We start from the raw sequence: 13,754 nt of genomic DNA, 5'->3' as shown, positions 1-13,754 counted from the left end.
AAAGGAGCTTCAGTCATCGGGTTTCCATCCGAAATAGAGGCCTTTCGATAGCCGTCCGTTTCGTCGCTCGGGATGTCCAGTCGCCGTCTCTATCGCGCCTTCCGTGTCTCTCTGACGACGGACGAAACCGTAAAAACTGAAATCGATTATTCGACGTACGTGAACCACTCGTCGTGGTCGTCGGTGCGACGGTTCACGAGGTCGAAGAAGGCGGTCTGGAGTTCCTCGGTCACGGGACCGCGGCTACCGTTTCCGATTTCGACGTTGTCCACCTGCCGGATGGGCGTGACCTCCGCCGCGCTGCCGGTGAAGAACAGTTCGTCGGCGGTGTTGAGTTCGCCGCGACTGATGGTCGCGTCGTCGTGGACCTCGTAGCCCATCTCCTCGGCCAGCGTGATGACGCTGTTGCGGGTGATGCCGTCGAGGATGCTCTCGGAGAGTCCGGGGGTGAAAATCTCGCCGTCGCGGACCATGAAGATGTTCTCGCCGGGACCTTCCGCGACGTTGCCTTCCTTGTTCAGGACGATGGCTTCGACGTAGCCGTTGCGTCGGGCTTCCTCGCCGGCGAGGAGGCTGTTGACGTACAGGCCGGTCGTCTTGGCGTTCGTCGGAATCTGGCTGGAGGCGTGTTTGCGCCACGAGGAGATCATGACCTCGACGCCGTTTTCGAGGGCGTCCTCGCCGAGGTACGCGCCCCACGGCCACGCCGCGATGGTCACTTCGGTCGGGCAGTCGCCGGGACTGACGCCGAGGCTGTCGTAGCCGTAGTAGGCGATGGGCCGAATGTAACAGGAAGCGAGGTCCTGGCGGTCGACGAGTTCGAGGGTCGCCTCCGTGAGTTCCTCCGGGCTGTATTCGATTTCGAGATTGTAGGGTTTACACGAATCGTAGAGGCGCTGGAGGTGATCCTCCCAGCGGAAGATCGCGGGACCGTTTTCGGTGTCGTAACAGCGAACCCCTTCGAAGACACCCGTCCCGTAGTGCAGTCCGTGCGTGAGAACGTGGATTTGTGCGTCGTCCCAATCGACGAACTCGCCATCCATCCAGATCGTGTCCACGTCCATTTCGTCAAAGCTCATACGTACGACCCATTGGAGGCCACAGTAATGAGTTTTGGCGATTGTCTTCGGACGATTGTGTGGAATTACTCGCAGTGGGGTGAACGGTTCGAGTACCACGGGTGTGACGAAGTCGGGATGGAAGCGAAGTTGGACGAAACCGAAGTCGGAACGGGATCAAAATCGCGGCGTTTCGGTGGCACGAAGATAGATGAACAGTTGTTCAACTATTTGAATATGAATGGAGCGGACTCGACGATGAAAAACGTTCGAATCAGCCGAAAAACAATGGTTCAGTCGGTTCGCGTCCGACGGACCGTGCGATTCGGGATCAGGCGGGCCGTGCGGCGGTGCGTTCGTCCGAGCGACCCTTCAGCCAGGATCCGAGTGCGCCACCGACGGCACCGGGGATCGCGGCGACGATCACGTACACCACGCCGAAGGCGAACAGACCCATGGTCGGGATGAGACCGGCGGTCAACAATCCGGCGACGGTCAGGACGACGAGGGCGACGATGGCCCCGGCGGCGGTTGCGACGCCGCCGTTGAGCGCGCCGTCATCGAGTTTCGTTCCGGCCATGTAGCCAGCCACGAGACCACCGATGATGCCGGTCAGTCCAGCGCCCACGATGGGAAGTGTCATGTCCGTGAACGGGACAACTGCCCCACTGAGGAGGCCGACGATGATGGTCGCGACGATTCCGTACACGATTGCTCTTACTTTGAAGTCCATACAGAGTATATCGACTTACAAGGAGATTAACATTTTTCATAATTGACATACCTATTTCGAGATTACCGCAACGAGAGGGGAGAAATTTCGTTACGAGATGAAGAATTACGGTCTCATCCCGAGACGTGCGCGAAATGATCAACCGAGCGATTCGACAATCTCCGCCCCTTCGAGATACGGGAAGTCGTGGCGTTCGGCGTAGGCGCGGGCGTCGTCGGGAGAGAGCGCACTGCCGGTTTCGTCGTCGAGCATCTCACAGACGACGACGGCGGGGGACCGGTCGGCGGCCGCGCCGAGGACGATTCCGAGTTCGGTGTGGCCCTGTCGTTCGGCGAGCAGGTCAGGAGCGGCCTTGAGCAGGTGGACGTGCCCCGGAGCGCGGAACTCGGCCGCGAAGTCGATATCCTCGGGTGTCGCCGCCGCGGCCGCGAGTTCCCGAATCGTCAGCGAGCGGTCGTCGTCCGTGATACCGGTGTAGGTGTCGCGGTGGTTGACGGTCAACGAGAAGGAAGAGCGGGAGTCGTAACCGAGGTCGTGACCCTCGCTCGCCGGGTGCTCGATGATTTCGTCCATGTAATCGAGGTCGAACCGTTCGGCGACATCGTGGGAGAGGGCGACACAAATCAGTCCACCGGCGTCGTTGCGGAGGCGGGAGACCGCTTCCGGCGTGACCGCACCGGCGGGATAGATGAGATCCGTTTCACCTTCGCGGTCGGCCGCGTCGTGGACGAGAACGGGGGAACCGTCGCGGAACGCGGCGACCGCTTGCTCGACCGACGTGGCGACGGGGTGGCTCATTGGACCTCCTCGATGTGGACCGTGACGTGTTCGCCGTCGTCCAGTTCGAGTTCGTCGCGGAGTTTCGATTCCGCGATGAGTTCCAACTGGTCCTCGTCGTGATGGGTTCGTTCGGGAGAGATGACGTGCACCGGTTCGTAGGAATCGCCGTCCGTCGTCTCGATGGCGGCGGGATAGCAAACCGCGGGACCGTACGTTCGGTCGCCGTCTTCCCACGCATCGATCGGAACGGGGTCGAGCGCGTTCATCGCCGAGCGGGCGCGGACGCTTTCGTCCGTGAGTTCGACGTTCAACGTTCCCGGATAGGGTTCGTAGCCCAGTCGTTCGATGAACTGTTCCATGTACCCCGACAGCGAAATGTAGTGTTTCCCTTCACCCATCCCGCCCGTGACGGTTCCCGAGAGATCGACACCCGAGAGGTTCTCGAAGATGCGACGGTAATCCTCGTATTCGCGTTTCAGTTCCCATTCGCCGTCGTCAGTGATGGCGACCCACTGGCCGTTGCTGACGATTTCACGCGTGATGAGGCCCGCGTCGTCCAACCGCTGGAGGCGACGGGAGGCCGTCTGGTTGGACGCGTCGAGGCGGTCGGCGAGGTCGGCACACGACACTTTGACCTCGCTTTCGAGTGCTCCGTCGAGCGCGAGAAGCTTCAGCGCGGCGAGTTCGTCGTACCCGACCACGAGCGATGTCGCTGGCATACACGATACTCCGTGCTTCGTTCGTTTAAGCGTGCCGAAAATGGGATGCGTAACAGAAACGTTACGCAGTGAGACGCGATATCACTGTTCTGAGTGTTACGTAGCCAGCGACGACATCTAAGTGTGGTGGTTGCCGGGCCGGATTCGACTAATCGCAAACAAGGGTGGCATTGTCGTTTAAACTGTCGGCACTAGAAGCCAGCCACCTTAACTGTAAAAACGACGAAAAGCAACTCGACAACCCTGAGGGATTGGGGCGATCGTTTCGCGATGAGAGATATCTCCCAACGGTTGTCCGTGTACCACAATGTCACAGAACGATACCGAAGCGGAGCGGTACGAAACGAAGATACCGGCTCGGATGGATCGACTACCCTGGTCCCGTTTTCACTGGCTGATAATCATTGCACTCGGTGCGACGTGGTTGCTCGACGGTCTGGAGATCGGCCTCGTCGGAGCGATCGGACCGATGCTCACGAGCAAATCGACGCTGGGGTTGACGAGCGCACAGGTGGGTTATGCGGCGTCCGTCTACTTGATAGGGGAAGTCTGTGGAGCGATAGGGTTCGGGTGGCTCACCGACCGATACGGTCGCCAGAAGCTGTTCTTCATCACGATGGGGGTCTATCTCAGCGGTGTCGCACTGACGGCACTCTCCGTCGGGTTCTACAGCTTCGCGTTCTTCCGTTTTCTCGCCGGTCTCGGCATCGGCGGGGAGTACTCGGCCGTCTACTCGGCCATCGATGAATTGATTCCGGCCGACTACCGCGGGCACGCCGACTTGGCCATCAGCGGTAGTTACTGGATCGGTGCAGCCGTCGCGTCGGTGATCACGTTGTTCTTCCTGAATTCGGGCGTCGTTACCTCCGGAGCCAATTGGCGGTACGTGTTCGGCTTCGGCGCGGCGTTGGCGTTGCTCATTCTCGTTCTCCGACGGTACGTCCCCGAGAGTCCACGCTGGCTCATGATTCACGAGCAGCCGGACGCGGCGGAAGAGGTCGTCGAGGACGTCGAAGAGCGGGTCGAAGAGAGCACGGACGAGGAGTTGGAGGAACCGGACGAGGACGACTCCATGACCATCGAACCGATCGGGAGTATCTCCCTCGGAAACATCGTCAAAACGGTATTCGTGGACAACTTCCGACGTGCAGTCCTCTGTTGTATCCTGTTCATCACGCAAGCGTTCCTCTACAACGCCATCTACTTCACGTACGGTCTGATTTTACATCAGTTCTACAGCATCCCGAAGCCCGATACGGCGTACTACGGAATCGCCTTCGCCGCTGCCAACTTCATCGGCGCTATCGCCCTCGGTCGGTTCTTCGACACGGTCGGTCGTCGGCCGATGATTTCCGGGACCTACAGCGTTTCGGGGATACTGTTGGCTATCACCGGCTTCCTGTTCCTAAACGGGATGCTCACAGCGCTCACACAGACGATACTCTGGTGTGTGGTGTTCTTCTTCGCCACGGCGGCGGCGAGTGCGGCGTACTTGACGGTCAGCGAGATATTCCCGATGGAGGTACGTGCCCAAGCGATCGCCATCTTCTTCGCCATCGGGCAGGCAGCAGGCGGGGTCGTCGCTCCGGCACTGTTCGGGAACCTCATCGGCAGCGGCGAGCCGATAAACGTGTTTTACGGCTACTGTATCGCTGCCGGACTCATGCTACTGGGAGCCATCGTCGAATGGTTCTGGGGAATCGACGCCGCACAGAAATCCCTGGAGGAGGTCAGTACGCCGGTTTCGGCGTTCATCTCCGAGTCTAACGAAAGCGGCAGTCGTCCGAGTCCGGGAAACTCCGACGACTAACTGTCCGTTCGAGCGACGTTCGAACCCAATTTTCTGACGGCACGTACCGTCCTTCGAATTCGTCCGAGGATATAGATACAGAATGCCATAATTGAAATTTAACCGAACAGTGGCTAGTTTAAAGTGTGTTGTGATAATACGTAACAGATGCATGGCGTCAGAAGATAACACGACCCACATCGAGGACGGTCGAGAACGGCAATCAGAGGCAGGCAACGAACGACGGGAATCGAAACGAGGAAGCGAAGAGGCGAAACGCACGGAGTCGCGGCGGGCGAATCTGACGCGACGAGCGTTCGTCGGCGGGCTTTCGGTCATCGGCCTCGGTGTCGGACTCCCGGCGCTCGCAGGGAAGGTGACGGCCGCGGGAGAACCGGTTCACTTCCAGTACTTCCACGAAACGTGGTCGACCATCACCGACAACCTGTCGAAAGTCGCGGACAGGGGCTACGACGCGGTTTGGATACAGGCACCGCAGAAGAGCGACCTGACGTGGAGCGACCAGAGCGGGCGCAACGACCCACCGCTCGGCTATCAACCGGTCGATTACACGGTGTTCGACAGCGAGTTCGGGACGGAGTCCGAACTCCGGTCGCTCATCAGCGAAGCGCACGACCAGGGTCTCGAAGTGTACGTCGATTGCGTGATGAACCACATGGCGTCGGGACACGACTACGACTTCCCGCGCTTTTCCTACAACGATTTCCACCACGACGTTGGCTCCATCGACGACTGGAGCGACGATCATCAAGTCGAACACGGCGAGTTGCTCGGACTCCCCGACCTCGCGCAGTACGAATCGTCCACCTCGGAGTACGTCCGCGGCGAGTTGATGAACTACATGGAGAAAATCGCCGACGTCGGCGCGGACGGCTACCGCTACGACGCGGTCAAACACGTCGAGGAGAAATATTGGAACGACTACGCCAACCCGAAGGCGGACGACCTCGGATTGGCCCGCATCGGCGAGGTGTACGACGGCAGTATCGACTACGTGCAGGGCTACATCGACACGGGGATGGACGCGTTCGACTACCCGCTGTACTACGCCCTCAGTGATGCGTTTTCGAACGGGGATATCAGTCAGCTACAGGGTGCGGGCGTCGTCGAACAGGACCCGTACCACGCCCATCCGTTCGTCTACAACCACGACGTGGACTCGCCGACGCAGTACCACCTCGCCCACGCGTTCGTCCTCACCAGCGAAGGGGTGCCGATGATCTACAACCTCTACCCGAACGAGATTCTGGACGACAGCGCCATCAACAACATGGTCTGGGTGAAGAAGAACCTCGCTGGCGGCGAGACCTACTGGCGGCACGCCGACAGCGACCTCGCGGTGTACGAACGGTACAGCAACCTCCTCGTCGGCATCAACAACGGCGGCAGTAGCCGAACCCAGTCGGTGTACACCTCGTGGACGAACACCACCCTCCACGACTACAGCGGCACGGCAGGCAACGTGACGACGGGTAGCGACGGATGGGTTGACATCACGGTTCCGTCGGAAGGCTGGGTGTTCTACGCGCCGAACTGAGGATTCGGAATCAGGCGGAAGCGGCAGGCCGGTGACCCACAGAGCTTTTTCGGCAGATTTCGATCGGATACGTATGGAGAAAGTGAACCTCGACGACGCGTTCGGAAGCTTCGACGAACACTGGTCTCCCCGACTCGCGGCCGAACTGAACGGGCAGGCGGTCAAACTCGCCAAACTGGACGGCGAGTTCGTCTGGCATCAGCACGACGACGCGGACGAGTTGTTCCTCGTGACGAGCGGTCAACTCCGCATCGAGTTTCGGGAGGAAGAAAACGTGGTGTTGGACGAAGGCGAACTGCTCGTCGTCCCGCGAGGCGTCGAGCACCGACCGGTCGCCGATGAGGAAGTCGAGGCGTTGCTGTTCGAACCATCGGGGACGACGAACACGGGGGACACGGAGAGCGAGTTGACGAAGACGGACCTCGAACGGGTGTAGGCGGACCGAGCGCGGTTAGGACATCTACCCGCCCAGCGGCGTCCACGTCGTCGAATCGCGCTCCCAGAACTCGCTGTCTTTCTTGAGCTTCGGTACCCACGTGTCCTCCGTCTTCGAGAGCAGCGCGACCCGGGAGGCGGGAACGTCCTTCAGCACGTCGTGCTCGGGCATGTGTTCGCCCACCTGCTCGGTGAACTCGACGACATCCTCGTGGTCGAGCATCGCGGAGCGGTCGAGTCGGCCGCGCGAGTGGCCGACGTGCATGTACGCCTTGAGTTCGACGAAGTCCGGGTCGGCGCGCTCGTAGAAGGCGGCGTACCAGTCCGGGTTGGCGACGTTCTCCCCGCCGACGAGCGTGGTTCGGAGCACGGTCCGCGTGTCCTCCTTCCCGGCCAGCACGTCCATCGTGTCGATGAGGTTCTCCCACGCGTCGTCGTCCACGGCCCGGACGACGTGGTCGAACGTGGCGCGGTCCGCGGCGTCCACGCTGACGTACAACTGCGTCGGGTCGCATTTTTCGAGCATCTCCGGGTTCGTCCCGTTGCTCACGAGGAACGTCGTGATGTTCCGGTCGTGGAACGCCTCGATGAGTTCGGGCAGATAGGGGTAGAGGGTCGGTTCGCCGTCGAGCGAGATGGCGACGTGGCGCGGTTCCATCGACTCCTCGAACACCTCGCGCGGAACGTCGTCGTTGCCGCCGAATCCCGACAGCAGTTTGCGCTGGAGTCGGATGCTCGCGTCCACGACCGCTTCGGGGTCGTCCCACTCCACGTCACCCAGTTCGTAGGAGTGGCCGCGGTGGTCCCGCCAGCAGAAGACACAGCGCTCGTTGCATTTGACGACGGGCGTCATCTGGATGCAGCGGTGGGACTCGATTCCATAGAAGATGTTCTTGTAGCACTTCCCCTCACCGCGCAGGGCGTTGGCCGTCCACCCGCAGGTCTGGGCGGCGGTGTGGCTTTCGTGATGGTAGTTCGGGGAGTCCACCTGTTTGGGTCCGTCGTCGGAACCCGAAGAGTTCCGGTTGCTCGTCGAGGGTTCCTCGACGGTGTCGGAGTCGCTCATTGTGGGGAGAATGTCGTTCGAAGCTAAAACGTTCTTTCCTCTGTTGTCCCGTGACCGAACCATGGGGAAGAAAAATAACGGTTCGTGGCCGGTCGAAATGACCGTGACTACGACGGTGGGGAGATGTGATACAGGCTCTTGAGCGCCTCAGTGAACGCGGGACCGGAATTCGTGCACCACCGTATCGGGATGGACGGCCGACGAGAGGTCGGCCTCGTACACCATCGGCCACGGGAGGCCGCGGGTCACCCGCAACGTGTCGCCGTCGAGACGGACGCCGCGGATTCGACGCCACGGGACGAAGCTTCCGCCGCCACGACCGTCCGAGGCGATGACGAGGCCGTCGTCGAGTGCGACGAGTTCGACGGTGTGGTTCCCGACCAGTGCAGCGCCGATGACCGCACCGATGAGCGATCCGACGACCGACCCCGAAAGGAAGTCGAGGGAAAACGTCCCGGGGAGCACGAGATGGAGGACGAACAGGCCGATAGCGGACGAGACCATCGTGAGCGGCAGGTCGTACAGGCGTGATTTGACGCCGACGACGTTCCCGTGAATCGATTCGGTTCGGAGACGTATCGTGGCGTACCGTGACGAACAGGCGGCGAACGCGACGAACGCAACCACCCCGAAGAGGGACGCACGCAGGACGATTTCGTCGCTCGGCGTATTCCCCCTGAGCGCTCGCGTGATGAGCAGGGCGACGAACGGAAGCACGCCGACGACGGCGAGTAACCAGTGGCGTCGAGCGACCACTGCCTGGTCGATCTCCTCCGCGAATTGCTCGACGGCGACCCACCCGAGGAGCGTGAACAGGATTCCGATTTCCACGGCGTTCGCCGGGGCGTCGGGCCACAACCACGGCAGGGAGAAGGCGATGGCTGATCCGATGAAGAGACCGAGGACGGCGCTGAGGGACCGAAGTCGAGGAGGGCGGAGTCGCATGCAGAACAGTTGTTTTTCCAACTATATAATTCGTTCACTACGTCCGGGTAAAGATGAAGCGGGTCGGAGGATGGAACCGTCACAGATCGATAATTGATTGCCGTAATGAGAGGAGAAACGTGCGAGTTCGGGGGTCCGAGAACCGCTCTGTGTCCGACCCCGACGAGCACTACGAGTCGGAACCAGCATTCGTGGATACGCTTCGCTGGACAGTGCGATGAGTTCGATGTAGGGAGCGTACATTCCATGACAAGACATATGCTGATTCGATTACATCGTCCGAAAGATGAGTCGGGGGACGCTCACTAGACGCGGATTCATGGAAACAGCGGGAGCAAGCGTTCCCCTGTGGAACACCTCGAATCTAACCCGGTCGTACGCGCCGAGAGCGAAGACGATGTGGACGGCGGACGTCGATGAACAACTCATACAGCTCACGAGAACCGTCGGTGGGATTTTCTACGCGCAAACGGAGGACGCTGTTCACGCTATCAGCATCTTCGGAGAGAAACGATGGCGATACGAGAAAGAAGACAGATATTCGACCGTTTTCCCGACGGCTGAGGTGGCGTATATCGGCGACGGTGAGACGGTCTATGCACTCTCCGCGATGGATGGAAGCGAGCGATGGCACGAAGAGGGTGGCGACCCGGTCGGTCCGCTGACGCCGACCTCGATTATCACGGGAGGGAAGGAAATCGCCGCCCTCTCGCGGAAAACGGGAAAAGTGAAGTGGTCGGTAGAGCCGCCGAGCGGGAGTTGGCACTCTCACTCCGAGGGGGAGGATGGACACATCTACGCTGGAACGACCGACGGAGACCTCGTCGCGATTTCGACCCGAAACGGTACCGTCGAATGGAACGCTCCTATCTCCGGAGGAGACAGAATTTGGCCGTATACAGTCACCGACGGATTCGTGCTTGCATCGGACTACGAGACGGGAACCCTCTACGTGTTCGACGCTCGTACTGGTGAACCACAGTGGGCAATCGCGTCCAACAAGAACAAGATCGTATTCCCTGGAGCGATAGGGGGAGGAGCGGTGTATTACCCTTCCGGAATGACGCTTCAGGCGTACGCCGTAGCGGACAGAACCCCACGCTGGCACGCTGACATCGGGGCGAACAAATACCGACGAATCCGCTTGTTCGGGGAGACGGTGTACGTCGGAACGCACAAACGGTTGCAAGCGTACGCGACGACGGACGGAACCCTTCGCTGGCAGTTCTCGACCGACGACGACCACTACCATTTTCCAATGGGAACGACGAAGCATTCACTCATCGTTCACAGTAGGAGAAACGGAGGGAAGAAAAAGGACGAGACGACCTACGCATTGTCCCTCAAGGACGGTCACGTACGATGGCAGTACGACCATCCCACCCAGACGATGGGGGACCATCACATCGCTTACGATACGGTGTATTTCAGTACCCCAGATGGGACGATTCAGGCGATTACTAGCCCCGGAAAGTCCCAGTTATACGATACACTCCGCACCGTCGTCTCACCCATCGGATTGGCGACCAGTGGATTCCTCGGCGCGATGCTCCTCGGTGGCGGTTACCGACGCTATCGCACCGGTGACGCTGACGACGAACTCGAATCCGAAGAGGAAGCCGAGACAGTTCCGACGTGGAACGGCTACGAACTCCGCGACCGACTAGACGACGAAACCCATCTCGCTCGCACGCCGAACGACGAGAGCGTTCTCCTCCGGCGATTCCACGACGCACCGGAAGACTTCGAACGGGCCGCGGAAGAGTGGGCGAAGATAGATTTCGACGGCGTACAGTTGGTTCACGACTGGGGTATCGACCCCGAACCGTGGATCGCGGTGGAACGAGTCGAGGGACGAACGTTGGCCGAAGTCGGTGACTCGTTCGATCAGCGAGATATCGTCTCCACGGTCGCTCGAACGGCCGAAATCGTCCATCAAGCGTCCAAGGAAGGAGTCGGACACGAGGACCTCACAGCCGGGAATATCGTGGTGGATTCGGACGTCACGGTCACGAATTGGCGATTTACCGGAACCGACGAATCGGAGGGCGTGAGCGACGAAGAGATCGTTTCTCGACTCGGAAACATCGCCGAGTCGCTGCTGACCCGAAACGACGCGGAGATCTCTGAACCGCTCGCGGACGTGCTCGAAACGGCAACCGCCTCGAACCCAGACGAGCGCTACGAGTCGGCGTTGGAATTCGCGGACATGCTTCGCTGGACGGTGCGGAGCAACTGACGGCCCGTCCGGCGATTGCGAGCAAAGTTGATAGTTGCGCGAGACGATAGTACGCCTGGGACTGCGGGGGGAGATTTGCGTGGGGGCAACCGGATACAATCGACTGATGGGAGTGGCGGGTATCGCGCTTCGGCGGGTTCGCTCGGAGCTACGGGTCGCGTTCGTCGTCTTCGTCGCCGGGTTTCTGACGACGTTCTACGCGCTCCGGTACTGGATATGGCCCGCACTGGAGCGGCGACTGCTGGAATCGAAGGCGATAATCGTCGCGGTGACGCCGTTCGACGTCGTCCTCCTCCAGGGGAAACTCGGCCTCATCGTGGGGGGGGCTACTCGCGGCGCTGTTCGTCGTCTATCGGACCCGCCACAGTGAGCGTGGGGAATCGGTTCCCCTGCCGGGGACGAGGCGAACCCGAATTCTCGTGGGCGCGTTGGCAGTGGTTTTGTTCCTCGGGGGTGTGGCCTACGCCTACCTCGTCTTCCTCCCGTTGCTGTTCGATTTCCTCGTGAACAACGCGATTCAGGCCGGGTTTCAGCCGACGTACTCCATCGTGGATTGGACGCAGTTCGTCCTCCTGTTGACGGTGGTGTTGGGACTGACGGCCGAACTGCCGCTGATCATGGGCGGGTTGGTGTACGCCGATATCGTCTCCTACGACCTGCTGCGGAACCGCTGGCGGTACGCGGTCTTCGGCATCGTCGTCCTCAGTTCGATGGTGAACGGGTCGCCCGACCCGTTTTCCATGTCGCTCGTGGCGATTCCAATGACGACGTTGTACTTCGTCGGGTTGGGCTGTGCACGGCTGGTTACGAAGAGAACGGGAAACCGGAGCGGCGACTTCGGCCGTCCCGTCGAACTCGACCTCGCGGGGCTCGACGCCGCTGGGATTCGCGCCGCGCCAGCCGAAGCCTTCGAATCGCTCACCGAACACGAAGCGCTGAAATTGGCGGACGACGCCCTCGATGAGGGGGACCACGAGCGAGCGGCGGCCATCCTCGACCGGTTCGACGGGAAGGATGCGGGAAGCGTGGAATCGTCCGACGACGAATCGGCTGGCGACGGAGAATCGGCTGGCGACGAAGTGAGCACCCAGGGGACGAGCGGCGAGAAGGATGGGCTGACTACAGCAGTCGAGGGGACCGCATCCCGGATGGCGTCGGTGTTCACCGAGGACGGGACGACCGAGGAGGACATCGGCGGTTACTACTACGATATCAGGTTCATCCTCGGAAGTCTGCGGAGCAAATCGTTCCACGTCGCGGCGGTGTTCATGGCCGTCGTCGGACTGACGTTCACGTTCCTCTATGGGGGCGGTATCGGCGCGATAAAGCGGGATTTCCTGACGCGACTTCCGGCGGGTGTGAACCCGGACGCGTTGCGCATCGTCCTCCTGCATCCGGTCGAGGCGCTCGCGTTCGAGATGAAGGTGAGCTTCATCGCCGGGGCACTCGCGGTGCTCCCGATGGTGCTGTACTACGCGTGGCCCGCGGTCGAATCCCGGTTCGAGACTCGCGCCGACCGCGACGTGTTTCTGCTGTGGGGGGCCGCGTTGGCGGTGGGATTCCTCGGCGGAAGTCTCGTCGGCTACGGATACGTCGCGCCGGTGGTCATCTCCTACCTCGTCGCGGACGCACACGCGGCGGACATGATAATCGCCTATCGAACGGGCGCGTTCTTCTGGCTCGTGTTCGCGCTGACCGCGGGCGTCGGCCTGCTGGCCGAGATTCCGGTGACGATGCTGTTGTTCCATCACGGGAACGTCGTCCCCTACCGGACGATGCGGCGGCGGTGGCGGGAGGTCACCATCGCCGTGCTGGTCCTCACGGCCATGCTCCCGGGCGGACTGTTACTGATGTTGTTCATCGGTCTGGCGCTCATGGTCGCATACGGCGTCGGGTTGATCGTGCTGTGGCTGAATTCACTTGGTAACCGGTTGATGCGTGTCGTGACGACGTGAAGACGACACACGTGTTCGTTTCATGTTGCGAACACATTTGTACGATGAACTCGTTGAGGATGATAAATGGTTCCGATGGGCGATTATCCACCGGCGGTCACGGCGGTGCTGTTCTCGGCACTCGTCGCGGTCGTCGGTATGCTCCACTCGATGAGGACGATCAATGGGTCGGCACGAGGATTGCTGATCGTGTGGGTCGCGTATTTTATGCTGACGGTGCTACCGACGTACCTGCTGTTGCGATTCGGCCTCTTTCTGCCGACGATAGTGCTGGTCGTGATCGTCGCAGAGGCGTTGATACGGGGAGACAACGGAACGGAAGTCGAGGGGTTCTACCCGGGATTCATCGTCATCACTCCCGTCATTCTCCTGTTGCTCTGCCTTTTCGCGGGTATCGAGATCGTCCTTCGGAGTTTGGTGTGAGTTGGAATCGACGATAGGCCGTCGGACCTACGAAGACAGAAACCCATTTACTGG

13 protein-coding genes are annotated in these 13,754 nt (G+C 60.6%); 7 read left to right on the top strand and 6 right to left on the bottom strand.

Features of this window, described 5'->3' with window-relative positions; all coding sequences use genetic code 11:
• Positions 1–146: 146 nt before the first annotated feature.
• From NKF26_RS00960 to NKF26_RS00945, 4 genes are all read right to left on the bottom strand, one after another.
• Entirely contained in the window at positions 147–1,079 is a 933-nt protein-coding gene (locus NKF26_RS00960; protein WP_253224876.1) for a branched-chain amino acid transaminase, read from the bottom strand.
• Positions 1,080–1,389: 310 nt separating this feature from the next.
• Entirely contained in the window at positions 1,390–1,791 is a 402-nt protein-coding gene (locus NKF26_RS00955) for a DUF5518 domain-containing protein (RefSeq protein WP_253224875.1), read from the bottom strand.
• Between the two features lie 138 nt (positions 1,792–1,929).
• A complete protein-coding gene (ribB, locus tag NKF26_RS00950; RefSeq protein ID WP_253224874.1) occupies positions 1,930–2,589 on the bottom strand; it encodes a 3,4-dihydroxy-2-butanone-4-phosphate synthase in 660 nt (219 codons plus the stop codon).
• A complete protein-coding gene (locus NKF26_RS00945) occupies positions 2,586–3,290 on the bottom strand; it encodes a CTP-dependent riboflavin kinase (protein WP_253224873.1) in 705 nt (234 codons plus the stop codon). Before NKF26_RS00945 ends, ribB begins: the two co-directional genes overlap by 4 nt.
• Before the next feature lie 307 nt (positions 3,291–3,597).
• On the opposite strand from NKF26_RS00945, the gene NKF26_RS00940 reads away from it, so the two are divergent.
• The 3 genes from NKF26_RS00940 (at position 3,598) to NKF26_RS00930 (ending at position 7,073) form a co-directional block, all read left to right on the top strand.
• Positions 3,598–5,100 carry an MFS transporter gene (locus NKF26_RS00940; RefSeq protein WP_253233917.1) on the top strand — a complete coding sequence of 501 codons (1,503 nt, stop codon included), beginning with the start codon at positions 3,598–3,600 and terminating at the stop codon, positions 5,098–5,100.
• Between the two features lie 151 nt (positions 5,101–5,251).
• The gene (locus NKF26_RS00935; RefSeq protein ID WP_253233916.1) at positions 5,252–6,637 is read left to right on the top strand and encodes an alpha-amylase domain-containing protein; all 1,386 of its coding nucleotides are present in this window, start codon (positions 5,252–5,254) and stop codon (positions 6,635–6,637) included.
• A gap of 73 nt (positions 6,638–6,710) precedes the next feature.
• Entirely contained in the window at positions 6,711–7,073 is a 363-nt protein-coding gene (locus NKF26_RS00930; protein ID WP_253233915.1) for a cupin domain-containing protein, read from the top strand.
• 24 nt (positions 7,074–7,097) lie between these two features.
• Here NKF26_RS00930 and twy1 read toward each other — a convergent pair whose 3' ends face one another.
• Entirely contained in the window at positions 7,098–8,138 is a 1,041-nt protein-coding gene (gene twy1 / locus NKF26_RS00925; RefSeq protein ID WP_253224869.1) for a 4-demethylwyosine synthase TYW1, read from the bottom strand.
• 147 nt (positions 8,139–8,285) lie between these two features.
• Entirely contained in the window at positions 8,286–9,083 is a 798-nt protein-coding gene (locus NKF26_RS00920; protein ID WP_253233914.1) for a hypothetical protein, read from the bottom strand.
• 286 nt (positions 9,084–9,369) lie between these two features.
• On the opposite strand from NKF26_RS00920, the gene NKF26_RS00915 reads away from it, so the two are divergent.
• The 4 genes from NKF26_RS00915 (at position 9,370) to NKF26_RS00900 (ending at position 13,700) form a co-directional block, all read left to right on the top strand.
• A complete protein-coding gene (locus tag NKF26_RS00915; protein ID WP_253224867.1) occupies positions 9,370–11,322 on the top strand; it encodes a PQQ-binding-like beta-propeller repeat protein in 1,953 nt (650 codons plus the stop codon).
• Between the two features lie 79 nt (positions 11,323–11,401).
• Positions 11,402–11,692, top strand: a complete 291-nt coding sequence (locus NKF26_RS00910) for a hypothetical protein (protein ID WP_253233913.1) — start codon at positions 11,402–11,404, stop codon at positions 11,690–11,692.
• Between the two features lie 64 nt (positions 11,693–11,756).
• Positions 11,757–13,277 (top strand): twin-arginine translocase subunit TatC, encoded by a 1,521-nt coding sequence (locus tag NKF26_RS00905; RefSeq protein WP_253233912.1) that lies wholly within the window; start codon positions 11,757–11,759, stop codon positions 13,275–13,277.
• A 75-nt stretch (positions 13,278–13,352) separates the two neighbouring features.
• On the top strand, positions 13,353–13,700 hold the full coding sequence (locus NKF26_RS00900) for a hypothetical protein (RefSeq protein ID WP_253224865.1): 348 nt from the start codon (positions 13,353–13,355) through the stop codon (positions 13,698–13,700).
• Positions 13,701–13,754 lie beyond the last annotated feature (54 nt).

It is taken from the genome of Haladaptatus sp. AB618, assembly GCF_024136965.1.
In the GTDB taxonomy this organism is placed as follows: Archaea; Halobacteriota; Halobacteria; order Halobacteriales; family Haladaptataceae; genus Haladaptatus.
Note: the sequence above shows the minus strand (reverse complement) of the source record. Positions and strands in the feature narration are given on the sequence as shown.

Excerpts from the sequence above, each read along its gene's own strand:
- NKF26_RS00930 (WP_253233915.1), top strand. The coding sequence starts at position 6,711 with ATGGAGAAAGTGAACCTCGACGACGCGTTCGGAAGCTTCGACGAACAC.
- ribB (WP_253224874.1), bottom strand. The coding sequence starts at position 2,589 with ATGAGCCACCCCGTCGCCACGTCGGTCGAGCAAGCGGTCGCCGCGTTC.
- NKF26_RS00920 (WP_253233914.1), bottom strand. The coding sequence starts at position 9,083 with ATGCGACTCCGCCCTCCTCGACTTCGGTCCCTCAGCGCCGTCCTCGGT.
- NKF26_RS00915 (WP_253224867.1), top strand. The coding sequence starts at position 9,370 with ATGAGTCGGGGGACGCTCACTAGACGCGGATTCATGGAAACAGCGGGA.
- NKF26_RS00940 (WP_253233917.1), top strand. The coding sequence starts at position 3,598 with ATGTCACAGAACGATACCGAAGCGGAGCGGTACGAAACGAAGATACCG.
- NKF26_RS00955 (WP_253224875.1), bottom strand. The coding sequence starts at position 1,791 with ATGGACTTCAAAGTAAGAGCAATCGTGTACGGAATCGTCGCGACCATC.
- NKF26_RS00960 (WP_253224876.1), bottom strand. The coding sequence starts at position 1,079 with ATGAGCTTTGACGAAATGGACGTGGACACGATCTGGATGGATGGCGAG.
- NKF26_RS00935 (WP_253233916.1), top strand. The coding sequence starts at position 5,252 with ATGGCGTCAGAAGATAACACGACCCACATCGAGGACGGTCGAGAACGG.
- twy1 (WP_253224869.1), bottom strand. The coding sequence starts at position 8,138 with ATGAGCGACTCCGACACCGTCGAGGAACCCTCGACGAGCAACCGGAAC.
- NKF26_RS00900 (WP_253224865.1), top strand. The coding sequence starts at position 13,353 with ATGGGCGATTATCCACCGGCGGTCACGGCGGTGCTGTTCTCGGCACTC.
- NKF26_RS00945 (WP_253224873.1), bottom strand. The coding sequence starts at position 3,290 with ATGCCAGCGACATCGCTCGTGGTCGGGTACGACGAACTCGCCGCGCTG.